Origin of the sequence: Halomonas sp. M20, assembly GCF_020622265.1 — a bacterium.
Lineage (GTDB): Bacteria > Pseudomonadota > Gammaproteobacteria > Pseudomonadales > Halomonadaceae > Modicisalibacter.
The window spans coordinates 40,848-59,523 of sequence record NZ_JACNMQ010000009.1 but is presented as its reverse complement, the minus strand read 5'-3'; the positions used below and the strand labels follow the sequence as shown (position 1 = coordinate 59,523).

The following is an 18,676-nucleotide window of genomic DNA, read 5'->3' as shown; positions in this document are numbered from 1 at the left end:
CATGGCCGGTTTAGAAAAACGAAGGTAAAGGAAGGCGCATGCTGAACCTCATCGCAATCATCGTCTCGCTTACGGCACTTTTCGCCTGGCTCAACCATCGGTTCATTCGCTTGCCCACCACCATCGGGGTCATGGCGATCGCCCTTGCGCTCTCGGCGGGGATGCATGGCTTGTCCTGGCTAGGGTACACCGCCCTGGAGGACCACGCCGAAAACCTGCTGTCACGGATCGATTTCAACAAGCTGCTGATGGACGGCATGCTGTCGTTTTTGCTCTTTGCCGGCGCTTTGCACGTGGATCTGGATCGGCTCAAGCGTTACCGCTGGTCGATCGGCTTCCTGGCCACTTTCGGCGTGGTGATCTCGACCCTCACCATTGGCGCTGCCGCTTATTATCTACTCGGTCTGTTCGGCTTTGCGGTGCCATTCATGTACTGCCTAGTCTTCGGTGCGCTGATTTCCCCCACCGATCCCATTGCGGTGCTGGGTATCCTGCGCCAGGCCAACGCCCCGGTGGATCTGGAGCTGCGCATCGTCGGTGAGTCGCTATTCAACGATGGTGTGGCGGTGGTGGTCTTTACCTTGCTGCTGGGGGCCGCCACGGGCAGCGAGGCGCTGACGTTCACTCATGCGGGCAAACTGTTTCTGATCGAGGCCGGTGGCGGTGTTGCCTTGGGGCTTGTGGTCGGGGGCTTGGCCTATTGGTTGATGCGCAGTATCGATGAATACCGCATCGAGGTGCTTATCTCTCTGGCCGTGGTGCTGGGAGGCTATGCGCTGGCGCTGGCGCTACACGCCTCGGGACCGATTGCCATGGTGGTGGCCGGTTTGCTGGTGGGTAACAAGGCGCGCAAGAGCGCCATGTCGGATGTTACTCGCGAACAGCTCGATGCCTTCTGGGAGCTGATCGACGAGATACTCAACACCCTGCTGTTCGTACTCATCGGGCTCGAGGTGTTGCTGATTCCTTTCGAATCCGGACTGTTGTGGGTCGGTGGGGCATTGATCGCCATCATGCTGATCGTGCGTTTCTCGACGATAGGCGTACCGATCATGCTGCTGCGCAAACAGCTGGGCTTTCGCAAAGGCTCCATCAGGATACTGACCTGGGGCGGGTTGCGCGGGGGTATTTCCGTGGCCCTGGCTTTGGCGATACCCAGCGGTGAAGCACGGGACATACTGCTCACCATAACCTATATGATCGTGCTGTTCTCGATATTGGTTCAGGGGCTATCGATTGGCCATGTGGTGCAGCGGTTACTCGATAAGGAGCAGCCCTGAAGGGGATGGATCTTCGGCGCTGATGACACGGAATTCGCGAAACTAAAAAGTTGTGTTAAATTGAGTTACTTTTAGTAATTTGGCGTTTACGTGAAACTGGCAAAGCAACTCCTCCCGCTATTGCTCGGCATGCTGATGTCTGGTTGCGGCACGGTCGACGTGAACCGGCTGCCCTCGACGGCGCTGCCTTCAGCGGCTGTGAAGACGACCTATCTGGGCGCCTGGGCCGATCAGGCGAGCCAGGGGCAAAAAGCGGCGAATGGCGTGCGTCTGCTCGGCGATGGCCGCGAGGCCTTCGCCCTGCGGGCATCGCTGGCCAACCATGCGCAGAAGACCCTCGACGTACAGAGCTACATTCTCGAGGACGATCTCGCCGGGCGGGCGCTGCTCGAACGCATGCTCAAGGCGGCAGAGCGTGGCGTGCGGGTGCGCCTGCTGCTGGACGATACTGCCAGCCTCGGCAAGCAGGAACTGCTGGCCGCCTTCGCCAGCCACCCCAACGTCCAGGTGCGGCTGTTCAATCCGATCCCCGTGGGGCGGAGCTTCTGGCTGACCTACCATCTGGCGCTGGTGGCCGATTTTGACCGTCTCCATCAGCGCATGCATAACAAGCTGTGGCTGACGGACAACGCCGTGGCCATCACCGGCGGGCGCAATCTGGCCGACGAATATTTTGCCATCGCCGACGAAGACAATTTCGACGACCTCGACGTGGTGGCAGTAGGGCCCACGGTGAATGTCCTCTCGGCAAGTTTCGATGCCTACTGGAACCATCCATTGGCAGTACCGGTCGGGCGTTTCGAGCGGGCGTCGGCCAGGGCCTGGCGCAACCTCGTGACACACACCGAAGCGCGTCCTTCACCAGAGGGTGAATTGCTGGCGAGATATCGTCTCGTCGGTGGTCCGGACGCCCTGCTGGGATCGTTGACCTGGGCACCGGCCATCGCCCTGTGGGACTTGCCCGACAAGCTTGCCAATGTCGGCTACCCCGCCCTTGGCACGACGCTGTTGGGCCAGTTGGGTGATGCCTTCCACCAGCTGGAACGACGCCTGCTGATCGTCTCGCCCTATGTCATTCCCACTCAGGCCAGCATCGATTATCAGGCGCAGCTTTCGCGACGCGGCATCGAGGTGACGATCCTGACCAACGCCCTGGAGGCCACGGATTTGCCCTCCCTGCACAGCGCTTACACGCCGTGGCGCGCCGAACTGCTGGGCAATGGCGCGCGGTTATACGAATTGCGCGCTAACCCCGAGCGGGGGGAGGGCTTGCCCGCGAGCGGAAAGATATCGAGCCTGCACACCAAGGCCATGGCCTTCGACGAACGGCGCCTGTTCGTGGGTTCGCTAAACGCCGACCCTCGCGCAGTGTGGTGGAACAGCGAGGTGGGGTTGCTGATCGATAGCCCGAAATTGACGCGTCAGCTCTGGGCCCAGGCACGTCGCGGCATGGACCCGGGACACAGCTACGCGCTTGGGTTGCGCGATAAGGGAAGGCCGGTCTGGTATACGCAAGTGGATGGGCAGATGGTGGCCCTGACCGAGGAGCCGGGCAGCTTCACGCGTCGTTTCAAGGCCTGGATGCTCGGCCTGCTTGGCATCGAACATCTACTGTAGAGGCGGAATTCAGCTTATTTTCAGTCTGTTGCAGCATACTGGCGACCATTTACTCGTCAGGAAAACGTTTCATGGCATCGCCAACATCGACGCTATCACGGCGTCAGCTACTCAAGATCGCCTCCGCGCTGGGCTTGTCGACCGCTGCCTTGGGGCTGCGCCCTGCCTGGGCCAATCCCAGCGGCATCAATAACGTCTATCCACACGGCGCCGTGCAGGGCCGCGATATATCCCTTGCGGTGCGTCGCGAGTCGCTCCCCATTGCCGGCCGCAAGGCCCGCCCTATCACTCTGAACGGTACCAGCCCTGGCCCATTGATTCGCTTGCGTGAAGGGGATGACGCTTCGCTCAAGGTCGTCAACCTGCTCGACGAGGATACCTCGATACATTGGCATGGCCTGATTTTGCCGCCGGAAATGGATGGCGTGCCGGGAATCAGCTTTGCCGGCATCGCGCCGGGACAGAACTTCACCGCGCGCTTTCCTGTTAATCAGAACGGCACCTACTGGTACCACAGCCACTCGGGATTGCAGGAGCAACTCGGTCACGCGGGCCCGATGATCATCGACGCCGCGCAGCCCGAACCATTCTCCTATGATCGTGAGCATGTGCTGCTACTCACGGATTGGACATTCGAAGAGCCGGAAACGGTTTTCCGCAACCTGAAGGTGGCGGAAGGCTACTACAACTACCAGGAGCGCACCATCGCCGACTTCTTCGATGACGTGGCGAAGAACGGCCTCGGCGATACCCTGGCGCAGCGCTCGATGTGGGAACAGATGCGCATGAGTTCCCGGGATATCGCCGATGTCACCGGTAGTACCTATACCTATCTGTTGAACGGCCATGCTTCCCGGGACAACTGGACGGGCCTGTTCAAACCGGGTGAGAAGCTACGCTTGAGGGTGATCAATGGTTCGGCGATGAGCTATTTCGATGTGCGTATTCCCGGGCTGAAGATGACCGTGGTTGCTGCGGATGGGCAGCCGGTGCAGCCGGTGCCGGTGGATGAGTTTCGTATTGCCGTGGCGGAAACCTACGACGTGCTCGTCGAGCCCGACGTGAACCGCGCCTATACGATCTTCGCAGAAGCCATGGACCGTAGCGGATATGCACGGGGCACCCTGGCGCCGCGTCTTGGCATGGTGGCTCCCATTCCGGAGCGGCGTCGAATCGCGGACCGGGGCATGGAAGCCATGGCCGGGCATGGCGGTATGGATCACTCTGCCATGACAGATATGGATGACTCCGATATGTCAGGCATGGATCATTCGAACATGCAGGGCATGGATCATTCGAACATGCAGGGCATGGACCATTCGAACATGCAGGGCATGGACCATTCGAACATGCAGGGCATGGATCATTCGAACATGCAGGGCATGGACCATTCGAGCATGCAGGGCATAGATCATTCGAACATGCAGGGTATGGATCATTCGAGCATGCAGGGCATGGATCATTCGAACATGCAGGGCATGGATCATTCGAACATGCAGAGCGCCACGCCGGCAGGTGGCTTGTTGTCCGCCGGTACGGCACAGCCAGGCTCACGTTATGACCAGCCTGGAATCGGTATCGATCCGCAGGAACGTCATGTGCTGACCTACAGTGATCTCAAAGCCTACTCCCCATGGCCGGACCAACGTTCGCCGGGCCGCGAGCTGGAGTTGCAGTTGACCGGCAACATGGAGCGTTACATGTGGTCCTTCGATGGCGAGAAGTTCAGCGAGGTCGATGGACCCATCCTGTTCGAGCATGGCGAGCGGCTGCGGTTGATCTTCTTCAATACCACCATGATGGAGCACCCTATCCACCTGCACGGCATGTGGATGGAGCTGGAAAATGGCGCCGGTGAGCTGATCCCGCGCAAGCATACCCTGAACGTCAAGCCTGGCGAGCGCGTATCCGCCTTGGTCAGTGCCGATGCCCCGGGAAGCTGGGCGTTTCATTGTCATCTGCTTTATCACATGGACGCGGGTATGTTCCGGGTCGTCAAGGTCGCTTGAGGAGTTTTAGTCGATGCGGTTTATTGCAAGAGAATTAGCCGGTGCGAGTGCGCTGGCGATAATGCTGACAGTGCCGGCCCATGCCGATGACTATGACGCCCCTCCCGGTTGGGGAGCGCCGATGACCGAGCACTATTTTGGCACCTTCCTGATCGATCGGCTGGAATACGACTGGACCGACGAGAATGAAGAGGCGGTGGTCTGGGATTTCCAGGGCTGGTACGGCGGCGACATCCAGCGTGTCTACATCAAGGGTGAAGGCGCGAACGTGCAGGGCGATGGCGAGGACGCCGAGTTCGAGTCTCTCGATCTGCTCTATAGCCACTTGATCGCCGATTTCTGGGAACTGCAGGGGGGCGTCGGCTATCAAGGCGGCATTGCCTCGAACGATCATCCCGAACGCGGCTTTGCCGTGCTGAGCCTGTTCGGTCAGATGCCCTATCGCTTCGAGGTCGACACCGGCTTGCGCGTTAGTGACGAAGGCGATGTATCCGCGGATTTCGAGGCCGAATACGACCTGCGCCTGACCCAGCGCACTTACCTGCAACCACGTACCGAAATTACCGCCGCTGCCCAGGAAGTGCCCGAATTCGGCGTGGGTAAAGGGCTCAACTCGGTGCGCGTGGGCATGCGGCTTCGCTACGAAATTTCCCGTAAATTCGCCCCTTATATCGGCGGCTATTGGCAAAAGCAATACGGTGACACCGCCGATATCACTCGGGAGCTGGGTAACGAGCCGGAAGGCACCGGTGTCGTTGCAGGCGTGAGAATGTGGTTCTAAAAATAAATGGTACAAATCCCCTGACAGGAGAAATATATGCGTTTGTTTTACGGAGTGGTGCTAGCGCTGTTGTTGCTGATCGCCGGCGGTATCGCCTTCATCTACAGCGGTTTTTATAACGTCGCCGCGAGTGATCCCCATGCGGCACTGAGCCAGTGGGCGATTCATACTACGATGCGTAACTCCGTCGAGGCACGGGCGGACGAAATTGAAGTCCCCAAACTCGACGATCAAGAGATGGTCGCTCAGGGAGCGCGTTCCTACGATGCGCTGTGTGTAGCTTGTCATATGAAACCCGGTGCCGAAGAGACGGTGCTGCGGGCCGGGCTCAATCCCAAGCCCCCGGCATTACCCTCGGGGGAGACCGGCAACCCGGCGCAGCAGTTCTGGATCGTCAAGCACGGTATCAAGATGACTGGCATGCCGGCCTGGGGCGAAACCCATGAAGACCAGGAACTCTGGGAGATGGTGGCCTTCCTGCAGAAGCTGCCCGAGCTCTCGGAGCAGCAGTACACCGCGTTGGTCGAACCACAAAAGATGGCCTCAAGTGGCCAAGCCGATGACGGCCACGATCACGAGCACGGCGATATGAGTAGCATGATGGGCTCCTCGCCCTCCAAGGGCTCCGGCGGGCAGGCCGATGATGGTCACGATCACGAGCACGGCGATATGAGCGCCATGATGGGATCATCAGCTACCAAGAAAGAGGAGGCTTCTGCGGATGAGCCTTCATCAGCGGCGATGGCTTCCGAAGACGACGAAGAAGAAGCCAGGAAGGATAATGCCAAGAGCGAAGATGGCCATTACGACGACGGCCATAGCCACTAAGTCAGTGTCAGTGAGATAGCTTATGCGCTTATTGCTTGTCGAGGATGATGATCTGCTGGCCGATAGCCTGTCGGAAGCATTGGAAGACGAAGGCTATCGGGTGGATGTTGCCGGTCTGATGCGTGAGGCGGAGGCCTTGATGAACAGTGAGGACTATAGCCTCGCGATACTCGACCTTGGACTACCGGATGGCTCGGGGCTGGAGCTGTTGAAACGTTGGCGGCGCAGCGGCCGCCATCTGCCCATTATCGCCTTGACCGCCCGAGACAGTTGGGAAGACAAGGTGGAGGGTCTGCACGGTGGCGCGGATGATTATCTGACCAAGCCCTATCATGAGGCCGAACTATTGGCCCGACTGCATGCCTTGCTACGGCGCGGAAGTAGTGCGGTGGAAACCACCCTGAGCGTCAATGGCATCGCCCTGGACGAGGCGACCAAGCGTGTATGTGATGCCGATGGCACCTGGCATACCCTGACCGCGACCGAGTACTGCCTGTTACGCTACCTGATGCGCCATCCGGATCGTGTGCACTCGAAGATCCGCTTGCTCGATCAGCTTTATACCCTGGAACAGGATGCCGCTGCGCCTAATCTGGTCGAGGTATATGTAGGTCGGTTGCGCCGGCTACTGGGCAAGAACCATATCCAGACTCGGCGTGGGCAGGGTTATGTCTTTCCTTCCCTTTGATCGACGCAGCCTACGCTTCAATCTACTGATCCGATTGGGGTTGGTGGCATTGGTCATCGTGGGGGTCACCTGGTTTCTACATGGCATCCTGCTGCGGGATCTGGCTTGGGATTTTCTGGGTGACCGGTTGCGTCAGGAGGCCCGTTACACCCTCGACAGGCTGGAGCGCCTGGAAGAGGCGCCAAGCCAATGGCTGGAAACCGACTCGCCTACCAGAGAGGTCTTTCACCATCTTTATGTATTGCGCGTGGGTGATCGGACCTACTCATCGCATCCAGACTGGCTCGCGCCCCTGGATTCGTACCTGGACGGTGCGGATGCTCGGCTTTTCGAGGTGCAATGGCAGGGGCGCCAGCTGCTCGTCTACCGAGACAGCTTCGAATTGAATGGCAAGCCTGGCGTGTTGCTGGTAGGGGAGGACTTCGCTCAGGTAGAGGATGGCCTGGGGGCCCTGCACTGGTGGGTGGGGGGGATCGCTGGGCTCGTTCTTGTATTGCTGATTCTCATGAACTTAGTAGCGGTCAACCGCAGTCTTCGTCCCTTGGCAAGGTTGCAGAATCAGCTCGCCGAGTTTCAGGCGGGCCAGCGCGAGAGGCTTGACCTTGACTGCCCTTCTGAATTGGATGAATTGCTCATTCAACTAAATCATTTCATGGATGAGTTGCAGCGTCGCCTGCAGCGTTCCCGGGAGGCGGTCGCCAACCTCTCCCATACGCTGCAAACCCCGCTGGCGGCCGTTACCCAGGTGTTGCGAGGGCGTCGACCGATCGATGACCGGCGCCGGCAACGTATGCTCGAACGCCTGGAAGGAATGCAAACACAGTTGACCTCCGGGTTACGGCGGGCCCGCTTCGCCGGACCGGGTAGCGCCCAACATGCGGTGGTCGCCCAGGAAGCGGGTACCTTGGTCGACATGATCCGAACGCTCTATCCCGACAAACGCTTCGAGCTCGAGGTGGGATTACCCGCGAAACAAAGCGTCGCGGTGGAACGCCAGGATCTGAACGAGATGCTGGGTATCGTGCTGGACAACGCGGGCAAATGGGCACATGAACATGTGATATGTCGCATATTTCAGGAGCAGGCTCAAGACCAGGGCCTAGTCTTCGAGATCGAGGATGATGGGCCTGGGGTACAAGCCGCGGCGTTATCCCAACTCGGTGAGCGGGGTAAACGTTTGGATGAAAGTACCCCCGGGTATGGACTGGGGCTGGCGATTCTGAAGCAGATCGTTGCGCAGTATCACGGTGAGGTGACGTTTTCTGCTTCGAAGGAAGAGGGGCTTTGTGTGCGTATCGCACTGCCTCTATAGGTGAACCCGTTGTACGACGACACTACTGAAACAAGGAAAACGAGATGACTAACGCTATTCGCAACATGTTGACTACCGCAGCACTGTCGGTTGCTTTCATTGCACTGCCTGCCAGCGCCGATACGAACCATGACGGCCAGAAGCATGGCTCGAAAATGCAGCAATCCGCGGAGACCCAAACGGCGCAGGGTGAGGGTACCGTCAAGGCTATAGATACTGCGGCGCAGCAGATTACCCTCTCTCACGGCCCGATCGAGGCCCTGGGCTGGCCGGGAATGACCATGCCATTCAACGTGGCGGAAAGTGCCTCGATGGAGGGGCTTTCCCTGGGCGACGAGGTTCGCTTCGAAGTCAGGAAGTCTGGCAGCGACATCGCCATCACCGAGATTTCTCAACAGTAACGAGACGTCATCAAGCAATAAAAAAGGGCGATCCAGCGTTTGATGGGTCGCCCGACCATGGTCGTGAAAAGGTTATAAAACGCCACTCAAAAGAGAGCGTTTATCACAAGAAGAAGTTTTGCAATTGATTAACTATTCAGAACAAGTCCAGGGAGAAGGAGTTGGGATATGTCCGACACGCATCATGATGCAGAGCGCCGGCGCCTGCTGAAAGCCTTGGCCACGACGGGGCTATTGGCCGGTCTGGAAGGGCTGCTTCCTGCCTATGCCCGGGCAGGCTCAGGACCCGAACGGCATCTTGCCGGTGCCGCCCGGGTAGCCGGTGGCAAGCCGCGTTCGGTCACCCAGGATTTTCATATTCGCAGGGAAGGCATCGGTATCGCGGGTGGCTATGCGCCCTCCGCCATCACCGTCAATCACTCCATTCCCGGCCCCTTGCTCGAACTATGGGAGGGGCATGAAGCTCGCCTGCGAGTGCACAACCATCTGCTTGACGAATCCACCTCGATTCATTGGCATGGCATCCTGCTGCCTTTCCAGATGGACGGCGTGCCCGGCGTGGCATTTCCCGGGATCGCGCCGGGAGATAGCTTCGAGGCGCGTTTTCCAGTACGCCAGCATGGTACCTACTGGTATCACAGCCATACCGGGTTCCAGGAGCAGATTGGCCAAACCGGACCGATGGTCATCCACCCTGCCGAGCCGGACCCGATCAAGGCCGATCGCGACTACGTGGTCATGCTCAACGACTGGACCTTCGAGGATCCCGCGCGGGTACTGGCTCAGTTGAAGAAGATGAGCGGCTACTACAATTTCAGCAAGCGCACCATGGAAGACCTAGTGGAGGACGTGGCGCGCTCCGGCTGGGCGAAGACCCTGAAAGACCGCGAAGCCTGGGGCGGCATGCGCATGAATCCGCGCGGCATCGCCGATGTCACCGGTCACACCTACAGCTACCTGATGAACGGCCTACATCCGGAGGCCAACTGGACCGCGCTGTTCGCTCCCGGCGAGCGCATCCGTCTGCGGGTCATCAACGGCTCGTCGATGAGCTACTTCAACTTCCGCATTCCGGGCCTGGCGATGAGTGTGGTAGCCGTCGATGGCCAAGCCGTCGAACCCGTCGAAACCGATGAATTCCAGATCGGCGTCGCCGAGACCTATGATGTCATCGTCGAACCCCAGGAAGATAAAGCCTATACATTGATGGTCGAGTCCATGGATCGCAGCGGCTATGCCCGCGGCACCCTGGCCCCACGTATGGGCATGACGGCGGCGGTGCCCGAACTGCGGGCGCAACCTCAGCGCACGCTGGTGGACATGGGCATGGGGCGCGGCATGATGACCATGGGCCCGGGCAAGAAAAAGGGGCAGCGCCTGGAAGGTGACAGCGTCGCCCTGAAAGAAGCCGCCGGCCCGGTAGTCGCCCAGCACGGGCCGGATCACCACGGCGCGGGCAATGCCACCATTGCCAAGAAGCAGCGCGATCGTCTCGGCGAGCGCGGTACCGGGCTCGAAGACGTCCCGCACCGGGTATTGACCTACAGCCAGCTGCGCAACATCGAGCCGATGAGTGACAAGCGCGAGCCGACGCATACCGTAGAGGTTCACCTCACCGGCAACATGAGCAGCTACATGTGGTCCTTCGACGGTGTGGAGTACTCCGATTCCAAGGTGATCGACTTCCCTTACGGCGAGCGGGTGAGGCTGATCATAGTCAACGACACCATGATGGAGCACCCCATCCACCTGCATGGGATGTTCATGGAGCTGGAGAACGGCCAGGGCGAGTACTTGCCCAAGAAGCACACCATCAGCGTTCGCTCCGGGTCGCGGGTCTCCTTGCTGATCAGCGCCGTCGAGCCGGGGCGCTGGGCCTTCCACTGCCACTTCCTTTATCACATGGAGCGCGGCATGTTCCGCGTGGTGCGCGTCAGCAACTTGCCGGGAGCCGACAATGCTTAAGAAATCATGGATGACGACGTTGCTGCTGAGTGCCGGAATCGGCGGTATTGCCCAGGCCGACTCCCACGGCAAGGCGAGCCTGGAAAGCGTCGTGCCGGAAGGGCCCATTGAGCCCTCGAGCGGTGCCCCGCGGGGTTGGAGGGCCAAGCCGACCAAGGACGACGAGATCTATGCATTCTCGATGATTGATCGCCTGGAATACGGCGACAGCGATGAAGGGCAAACCTATCTATGGGACGCCCAAGGCTGGATCGGCAACGATTACAACAAGTTCTGGTGGGAAACCGAGGGCGAGGGGCCGGTGGGCGACGGCGCCATCGAGGCCAGTCAGTTCGAGGCGAACTACGCCCACAAGATATGGCCGTACTTCAATCTGCAGGGTGGGGTGCGCTACGACACCAACCCCAACCCCGATCGTGGCTTTCTGATGGTGGGGCTCGAAGGGCTGGCACCGTACTGGTTCGTAACTGACATGGAAGCCTATCTCAGCGAGGACGGCGACGTCAGTGCCAGTGCCGAGTTCGAGTACAACCTGCTGCTGACCCAGCGCTTGGTGCTGATGCCGCGAATCGGTATCAAGGCCTCGGCCCAAGATGAACCCGAGTACGATCTGGGCAGTGGCATCACCAGCACCGAAATGGGCCTGCGATTGCGTTACGAGATTCGTCGGGAGTTCGCGCCCTATATCGGCGTGCGCTGGAATCAGATGTATGGTGAAACCAAGGACATCGCCGAGGAAATGGGCAAGTCCACCTCTACGACGTCCTTCGTGGCGGGGTTGCGGGTCTGGTATTGAGCTGGTGTTCACGCTAGAAGGGCTTGAGGGGATTTAAAAAACATGGAGGGCCTCGGTGTTGTCACCGAGGCGCCATCCAAGTGGGCTAGTGGTTATTTGCTATCGTTTTGCATGGCCTGACGAGCTTGCATGTGCTCCATCATCTGCTGCTGCATCCCCTGCATCATGTCCATGCGCTGCTGCATCATTTCTTGACGTTGCTCGGGGTCCATGTTCTGCATTTTCTGGCCCATGCCGCCTTTCATCATGCCGCCCATGGACTGATGCATCTGCTCCATTTGTTCCATGTGCTCTTGCATCAGCTGCTGGCGTTGCTGCGGATCCTGGGTGTTGCGGAACTCCTGCATCGTGCCTTGCATCGACTGCATACGCTGCTGCATGTCGCCGTGATTCATCATTCCCATGCCTTGACCCATTTTCGAGTCAGCACGATCGCCTTGTTCGGCATGAGCCAATGGAAGAGCAAGAAAGGTTGCCATAACACCAGTGAATACGAGCTTTTTCATGACACTCTCCTTTACATTGGGCTGGGGTGTGTGGATGTATTTCCCCCACCCCGGTAGCGTTCGGCAATGAGGTTCGCCGAACATCAAAGACATCCTGGCCCAGTACTCGTCATGTAAAATTAAGCATGTTTTTGTCGGCCAAGAGACTTGGTATAACCACGCCATCTTAACTTATTCCATTAAACTGAATGGAGCCTGAAAGGCCAAGATAGAGTCTTGACTGTAATCAACCCTAGCCCAAATACCGTCACCCGTTGTCATTGGTTCTGGACGTCGGCTGCCCAGAAGCTAGAGCCCGCCTCGGTCTAGCCACGCATCGTAGATCTGCTGGTCCCATTGGCTCTGGAAGTAAGCGATGGAGGCCTCTTTATCGTCCTCGGAGAGTTGATCTTCGAACCCCGGCATTTGCCCTCCAATGGCAGCACCGCCCTTATTGATGGTACGCATCAGCATGTCGAAGGAATGATGCCAAGCATGAGCGGAACCGTTGAGGGGTGGGGGCGGATAGGCTCCATCAGCTTGAGGCTCTCGCCAATTCGAGGTTCTCCCTTGGGCACTTCGGCCATGACAGCTTGCGCAGTTTTCCGTGAATACGGTTTTGCCTCGCTCAACCTGGGCTTGGGTATACCACCGCCCGTCCACTTTTTCTTCGCCACAGCCGCTTATCAATGCGACTAAAAAAACGCCTAATAAAATCTTTACCACACGCATCATGTTCTTCTCCTGGATACTTAAAAGACATTATGAGCCGGTCGCGCCCGCTGTTGGGTGCCATGATTAACACCAGGTATATAAATTGACAAGGGCATGATTAGCACTTTTTATTTATGGGACTAAAAACGAGTGAAGAACTCGTTTGAGGGGTTTTATTTTAATTCTGTTCAGGGAGGATTCAGCTTCATAATTTACACTGAATTATTTTTTAAAATAATGATTTAAATATTGATGATTTATCTTTGTGCGGTCTTTGGGCAGTGTGAATTTTAACAGGCGATCACTGCTTTTCTTTAGATGTTGATCAGGATCAATAAAAGCAGATTTATATCTCTTTTGGGTCTTGTCCATTGGGTAGCACATAGGTTTTAGCCTTTAGGTGTAAAGAAGCTTTTCGATACCACGAACAGGCAAGCCGAAAGGGGGCGCTATGTGGAACAGCATGATGACGCATATGGATGGGTACGGTTGGGATCATATGTTCTTTGGTGGAATTATGATGGTTCTCTTCTGGGGCGGAATTATCGCCTTTGTCATCTGGTTGTTTCGGAGTCCGGAGCGGGGCATCAACTCCGGTGCGGGTGTGTATAAGCGGCCAAGTGCACTGGATCTTTTGCAAGAACGTTATGCACGAGGCGAGATCGACAAACAGGAGTACGAAGAGCGTAAGCGCGATCTGACGCATTGATTGTTGCAGCATGGTGTCTTACCGCTAAGGATCGCTAAATAAATAGCCGAGTGGAATGAAGCGCAAGGCGCCAGGAACGAAGAAGACGAGATATAACATGGGGTTAGACGAGTCTCGACCGGGCTGGCGCACCAGTGCCGCGCAACGCAGCGATTCGTCTGAGTAGGCATTTATGCAGTGGTTCCCTAAAGGCGAGTAGGGAGTAGGCGGAATGTTGGCTCGAGTGCATCGCGCGAAAAGCCGAACAACGCTCAAGTTTTTTCTAGGCAGAGCCTGAAGGCTAGGAGGTTACCCATGAAACAGGAGCATCGCCTTGGAGTGAATGAAGCCAATCTGGTGATTCGCAAACTCAAGCTCGAGCCTTGCAGCCAACGAAAGCTCGAGCTCGCGCTTCAGGAAGTCGATCAACTTTACGGTCTCGATAGCGTGGCTTTCGATGAAAAGAAGCGAATGCTTCGTCTAGCCTACGATGCCTCGCGCATCTGCATCGAATGTGTCGAAGAGATCCTGACAAGGCATTCGATTGACATCAGCCATGGCTGGTGGAATCGCTTCAAGGAGGAGCATTACCGGTTCGTCGATCAGAACATCAAGGATAATGCCGCCAAAGACCCCTGGAGCTGCCATTAGCATCGATCCTGTTCGGTTTCTTAAAGTGAGAATGGCTTTCTTCATAGACCGTTGTAGCTTCATTTTTCAAGCTTGGATTGCCAAGGTTTTTCTATTTTCTACCATTCATCACTACCCTTCCTCACCCTTTACACATACGAACATCGCACCACCATTCAGTATTAATTCAGGCTGGTTGCATACGATGTTATTGATAGTGATCAAGAGATACATCGTTACCCTTTTCCGCTTGGACCTCCGGTTCCAGCCTGAATCAGGTTTGCTTTTGCAACGTCATGCGGGGTTGATGCAAAGGAGAGAAGTGATGAACGAACTGCTCTATTTCATGCTCTTGGCAGGAATCGTCTTCTTGATGATGCGCTTTGGCTGTGGCGCTCACATGATGGGGCACGGCAAGGCCAAGCATAGCGAGGGGGCGCCAAAGGAGCAGGCTGGCACCGAGGAGCTGCGTTGGGCTCCACCAAGCGTCCATGACGGTCAAGTCTATTATTTCTGTTCGCGTGACTGCCGCGAACGCTTCGAGGCCGCGCCAGCACAATACCTCGTCATTGATGACACCAAGCACCTCAATCGAAATAACCGAGCCTAAGCCATGAACGAATCCATCAATCATACCGGCGCCTGGGGGCTTGCGCTGATCGTCACCGTCTTGGTGTCCTGGTTTTTCTATCGCTATTTTGCCCCGAAGACCTGGCGCGAATGGGCCGGTGCCGGCGCGGTTCAGGCCTTCATCATCGCACTCTACGCCGAGATGTATGGCTTTCCACTGACCATCTACTTACTGGTGCGTTTTTTCGGCCTGGATAGCGAATTTGTCAGCGCCAGTCTCTGGTCGACGTTGGTAGGGCTGGGAGAAACCGGCATGCTTATTTCCATGCTGCTCGGTTACGGATTGGCGTTTACCGGTATCGGCATCTTTATTCAAGGCTGGCGCCAGGTGTACAAGGCGCGAGCCGATGATCGCCTGGTTACTGACGGACTGTATGCCCTCGTGCGCCACCCCCAATACACCGGTTTGTTCATCGCTTTGTTCGGCGAAGGCGTGGTGCATTGGCCGACGCTTTTCTCGGTTGGCCTATTTCCAGTGATCGTACTGGCCTATGTCTGGCTAGCCCACCGCGAGGAAAAGCAGATGCTGACCCGGTTCGGCGATGTCTACCGGATCTATCAGCGGCGGGTGCCGATGTTTATTCCTCGCTGGGACCAGTGGCGGGAACTGGCGGATACCTCGCGATAAAGCGAGGTTTCATGAGCGATTACGAAGAACATGTTTTTGAAATCAGACGGTTGACCGCGTGAGGGAGAAAACGATGCAAGTCGAAACATTGAGCGATGTCCTGGATTGGACGAAAGCGATCCACACCAATCTGGCGGATTGTCTGACCCATTGCGGTGAGGGCAGCGAGCGCGAAAGGCTCAAGATGCTACTCGATTATCTCGCTCATCATGAACGAGAACTCAGCCGCGTTCTTACGCTGACAAAACAGCATGCCTCCCCCTCGGCGCTCAATACCTGGTGCTATGAATATTTCGAGAGGTATCCGGTCAAGCCCCACGAGGAATGCGATGCCGAGTTTCACGATATGGATACGCGGCAAGTCGTCGCCACCCTGCTTGCCGTGCATGAAAAGGTCATTGGCTTATACCGCTACCTGCACTCACGCGCCGAAGTGCCCTCGTCTCGCGTGCTGCTCGAGCAGCTCATGGAGCTCGAGGAACACGAAGCCATGCGCATCGCTCGTGACGCAGCAAGGATGGAAGACCTGTGAGGCCCTTTATGCATTTTGCAACCAGTCCAACAAAGTGACGGAGAGGATTCCATGACCCAGCAGCATTCCCATCACGGCAAGCAGAGGCAAAAGGAAGAACTCGGCTCCGCGAACGTCGATCATGCCAATTGCCACGGACACACCCATCACGCCAACCATGAAGCCACTTCACCGGTTCGTGGCGGCAAGTACGACAAGGTGCCGGCCGGGCATGCCGGTACCGTCTATACCTGCCCTATGCATCCCGAAGTTCGGCAGACCACGCCCGGCGCATGCCCGCTGTGCGGCATGGGGCTGGAGCTGGAGTCTGCGGCGGTAGGCGAGGAGGGGAAGAATCCCGAACTGGTGGATTTCACCCGGCGTTTCTGGGTCGCGGCCCTTTTCACGATTCCGCTGCTGGTGCTGACGATGACCCCTTTCCTGGGCATCACGGCGATCCGCGATTTCTTCGGTGAGCGCACCACGCTGTGGATCGAGTTTGTCCTTGCGACACCGGTGGTCCTGTGGTCGGGCTGGCCGTTTTTCGTGCGCGGCTGGAATTCGTTTCGCACCCTGAATCTCAACATGTTCAGCCTGATCGGCATGGGGGTTGGTGCGGCCTATGTCTTCAGCATCGTCGCGGTGCTGGCGCCGGGCATCTTCCCCGAGGGCTTCCGCGACGAGAACGGTAATGTCGGCGTCTACTTCGAAGCCGCGGCGGTGATCGTCGCGCTGGTGCTATTGGGCCAGGTGATGGAGTTGCGTGCCCGGGAAGGCACCGGCAAGGCGATTCGCGCGCTGCTGGACATGGCTGCCAAGACCGCCCGAGTGATCCGGCCCGATGGAACCGAAGAGGAGGTCGCGCTGGAAGACGTGCAGGTGGGCGATCATCTGCGGGTACGGCCCGGCGACAAGGTGCCGGTGGACGGCGTGGTGGTCGAAGGCCGCTCCTCCATCGACGAGTCGATGATTTCGGGCGAGCCGGTGCCGGTGGAAAAGGTTGAAGGCGACAAGGTCACCGGGGCCACGATAAACGGTACCGGCAGCCTGGTCATGGAAGCCACCCGGGTGGGCGCCGATACCATGCTCAGCCAGATCGTCGAGATGGTGGCGAATGCCCAGCGCTCACGCGCACCAATTCAGAAATTCGCCGACAAGGTGGCAGGCAAGTTCGTGCCTGCGGTCATTGGCGTCGCGGTGATTGCCTTCATTGCCTGGGCGATCTGGGGGCCGGTACCGGCGCTCTCCTATGCGCTGGTCTCGGCGGTGGCGGTGCTGATCATCGCCTGCCCATGTGCATTGGGACTTGCCACGCCGATGTCGATCATGACCGCTACCGGGCGCGGCGCGCAACTGGGCGTGCTGATCAAGAACGCCGAGGCGCTGGAACGCTTCGCCAAGGTCGACACGCTGATCGTTGACAAGACCGGCACCCTGACCGAAGGCAAGCCCAAGTTGGTGGCGGTGATGCCGGAAGCGGAGCGTGACGAAACCGAGGTGTTGCGCCTGGCCGCGACCCTGGAAAAGGGTTCCGAGCACCCGCTGGCCGACGCCATCGTCGCCGGTGCCGAGGAGCGCGGGGTCACGCTGGGCAAGGCCGAGGATTTCGAGGCCGTCACCGGCATGGGCGTGAAGGGCGTGGTCGATGGCAAGCCGGTGGCGCTGGGCAATGCCAAGCTGATGACCGAGCTGGGCCTCGATGGCGGCAAGCTGGCGAACACCGCCAATGCCCGCCGGGACGAGGGTGAGACGGTAATGTTCGTCGTGCTTGATGGCGCCATCGCGGGCCTGGTCAGCGTCGCCGACCCGGTGAAGGAAACCACGCCGGATGCATTGAAGGCGCTGCACCAACTAGGTTTCCGCATCATCATGGCCACCGGCGACAACGAGCGGACGGCGAAAGCGGTGGCCGGGCGCCTGGGGATCGACGAGATCCGCGCCGATGTGATGCCCGAGGACAAGGCCCGCATCATCCGCGAATTGCAGGAGCAAGACCGCAAGGTCGCCATGGCGGGGGATGGGGTGAACGATGCACCCGCGCTGGCCCAGGCCGATGTCGGCATTGCCATGGGCACCGGCGCCGACGTGGCGATCGAAAGCGCAGGTTTCACGCTGGTCAAGGGCGACCTGGACGGCATCGTGCGCGCCCGCAAGCTGTCTCAGGCCACGATGCGCAATATCAGGCAGAACCTGTTCTTCGCGCTGATCTATAACGCCGCCGGCGTGCCGATCGCCGCTGGGATTCTTTATCCCTTCCTCGGCATCCTGATCGGGCCGATGTTCGCCGCCTTTGCGATGAGCGCCTCCTCGCTCTCGGTGGTCACGAACGCGCTGCGCCTGCGCCGGGTGAGGATCTGATCATGGCTGACGACAAGCACTGGCTGGACCAGAAACCGAGTAAAGGAGGCTTCACACTGATTGCCGGGCTGGCGTTGGCCGCTGTGGTGCTCCTGCTTTGGGAGGATCATAAGGCGCATCTGCTTGGCGCGCTGCCCTGGCTGATCCTGCTCGCCTGTCCGCTGATACATGTGTTCATGCATCGGGGGCATGGTTCGCATGGCGGTAATGATGACGACAAGGGAGGGGGTGATAAGTAGCGAGGCGCTAGATAAAAGAACTGAAGTACCGAGAGAAGGTTCATAAACTTGGCCTTGTCTAAAAAGCCGGGCAACGCTCAGACACTTTTTGTGCAGGGCCTAAAGGTCAGGAGACT

The 18,676-nt window shown here is 58.2% G+C and carries 19 protein-coding genes; 17 read left to right on the top strand and 2 right to left on the bottom strand.

Annotation, left to right across the window (positions count from 1 at the left end; all coding sequences use genetic code 11):
* Positions 1–38 precede the first annotated feature (38 nt).
* The 10 genes from H7850_RS17195 to H7850_RS17150 all read left to right on the top strand — a co-directional run bounded on the left by H7850_RS17195 (position 39) and on the right by H7850_RS17150 (position 11,677).
* Positions 39–1,280 carry a cation:proton antiporter gene (locus tag H7850_RS17195; protein ID WP_227370715.1) on the top strand — a complete coding sequence of 414 codons (1,242 nt, stop codon included), beginning with the start codon at positions 39–41 and terminating at the stop codon, positions 1,278–1,280.
* A gap of 90 nt (positions 1,281–1,370) precedes the next feature.
* The gene (locus tag H7850_RS17190) at positions 1,371–2,897 is read left to right on the top strand and encodes a phospholipase D family protein (RefSeq protein WP_227370714.1); all 1,527 of its coding nucleotides are present in this window, start codon (positions 1,371–1,373) and stop codon (positions 2,895–2,897) included.
* A gap of 71 nt (positions 2,898–2,968) precedes the next feature.
* Positions 2,969–4,906: a copper resistance system multicopper oxidase gene (locus tag H7850_RS17185; protein WP_227370713.1), complete on the top strand. Its 1,938-nt coding sequence runs from the start codon at positions 2,969–2,971 to the stop codon at positions 4,904–4,906.
* A 13-nt stretch (positions 4,907–4,919) separates the two neighbouring features.
* Positions 4,920–5,687: a copper resistance protein B gene (locus H7850_RS17180; RefSeq protein ID WP_227370712.1), complete on the top strand. Its 768-nt coding sequence runs from the start codon at positions 4,920–4,922 to the stop codon at positions 5,685–5,687.
* 36 nt (positions 5,688–5,723) lie between these two features.
* Positions 5,724–6,515 carry a c-type cytochrome gene (locus H7850_RS17175; RefSeq protein WP_227370711.1) on the top strand — a complete coding sequence of 264 codons (792 nt, stop codon included), beginning with the start codon at positions 5,724–5,726 and terminating at the stop codon, positions 6,513–6,515.
* Between the two features lie 22 nt (positions 6,516–6,537).
* On the top strand, positions 6,538–7,203 hold the full coding sequence (locus H7850_RS17170) for a response regulator transcription factor (RefSeq protein ID WP_227370710.1): 666 nt from the start codon (positions 6,538–6,540) through the stop codon (positions 7,201–7,203).
* Positions 7,184–8,515, top strand: coding sequence for an ATP-binding protein (locus H7850_RS17165; RefSeq protein WP_227370709.1), 1,332 nt, complete (start codon positions 7,184–7,186; stop codon positions 8,513–8,515). The genes H7850_RS17170 and H7850_RS17165 overlap by 20 nt, the downstream gene beginning before the upstream one ends.
* 44 nt (positions 8,516–8,559) lie before the next feature.
* Positions 8,560–8,916 (top strand): copper-binding protein, encoded by a 357-nt coding sequence (locus H7850_RS17160; protein WP_227370708.1) that lies wholly within the window; start codon positions 8,560–8,562, stop codon positions 8,914–8,916.
* Between the two features lie 168 nt (positions 8,917–9,084).
* Positions 9,085–10,881 carry a copper resistance system multicopper oxidase gene (locus H7850_RS17155; RefSeq protein WP_227370707.1) on the top strand — a complete coding sequence of 599 codons (1,797 nt, stop codon included), beginning with the start codon at positions 9,085–9,087 and terminating at the stop codon, positions 10,879–10,881.
* On the top strand, positions 10,874–11,677 hold the full coding sequence (locus tag H7850_RS17150) for a copper resistance protein B (protein ID WP_227370706.1): 804 nt from the start codon (positions 10,874–10,876) through the stop codon (positions 11,675–11,677). The genes H7850_RS17155 and H7850_RS17150 overlap by 8 nt, the downstream gene beginning before the upstream one ends.
* 92 nt (positions 11,678–11,769) lie before the next feature.
* Here H7850_RS17150 and H7850_RS17145 read toward each other — a convergent pair whose 3' ends face one another.
* Together H7850_RS17145 and H7850_RS17140 are read right to left on the bottom strand one after the other, a co-directional pair.
* A complete protein-coding gene (locus tag H7850_RS17145) occupies positions 11,770–12,183 on the bottom strand; it encodes a hypothetical protein (RefSeq protein WP_227370705.1) in 414 nt (137 codons plus the stop codon).
* Positions 12,184–12,471: 288 nt separating this feature from the next.
* A complete protein-coding gene (locus tag H7850_RS17140; RefSeq protein ID WP_227370704.1) occupies positions 12,472–12,897 on the bottom strand; it encodes a c-type cytochrome in 426 nt (141 codons plus the stop codon).
* Positions 12,898–13,327: 430 nt separating this feature from the next.
* On the opposite strand from H7850_RS17140, the gene H7850_RS17135 reads away from it, so the two are divergent.
* The 7 genes from H7850_RS17135 (at position 13,328) to H7850_RS17105 (ending at position 18,560) form a co-directional block, all read left to right on the top strand.
* Positions 13,328–13,585, top strand: coding sequence for an SHOCT domain-containing protein (locus tag H7850_RS17135; RefSeq protein WP_227370703.1), 258 nt, complete (start codon positions 13,328–13,330; stop codon positions 13,583–13,585).
* 294 nt (positions 13,586–13,879) lie between these two features.
* Positions 13,880–14,215 (top strand): cation transporter, encoded by a 336-nt coding sequence (locus H7850_RS17130; protein WP_227370702.1) that lies wholly within the window; start codon positions 13,880–13,882, stop codon positions 14,213–14,215.
* Positions 14,184–14,804 (top strand): hypothetical protein, encoded by a 621-nt coding sequence (locus H7850_RS17125; protein WP_227370701.1) that lies wholly within the window; start codon positions 14,184–14,186, stop codon positions 14,802–14,804. The genes H7850_RS17130 and H7850_RS17125 overlap by 32 nt, the downstream gene beginning before the upstream one ends.
* 3 nt (positions 14,805–14,807) lie before the next feature.
* Complete coding sequence (locus tag H7850_RS17120) at positions 14,808–15,452, top strand: methyltransferase family protein (protein ID WP_227370700.1); 645 nt, start codon at positions 14,808–14,810, stop codon at positions 15,450–15,452.
* A gap of 73 nt (positions 15,453–15,525) precedes the next feature.
* The gene (locus tag H7850_RS17115; RefSeq protein ID WP_227370699.1) at positions 15,526–15,984 is read left to right on the top strand and encodes a hypothetical protein; all 459 of its coding nucleotides are present in this window, start codon (positions 15,526–15,528) and stop codon (positions 15,982–15,984) included.
* Positions 15,985–16,035: 51 nt separating this feature from the next.
* The gene (locus H7850_RS17110; RefSeq protein ID WP_227370698.1) at positions 16,036–18,321 is read left to right on the top strand and encodes a copper-transporting P-type ATPase; all 2,286 of its coding nucleotides are present in this window, start codon (positions 16,036–16,038) and stop codon (positions 18,319–18,321) included.
* Positions 18,322–18,323: 2 nt separating this feature from the next.
* A complete protein-coding gene (locus H7850_RS17105) occupies positions 18,324–18,560 on the top strand; it encodes a DUF2933 domain-containing protein (protein WP_227370697.1) in 237 nt (78 codons plus the stop codon).
* Positions 18,561–18,676 lie beyond the last annotated feature (116 nt).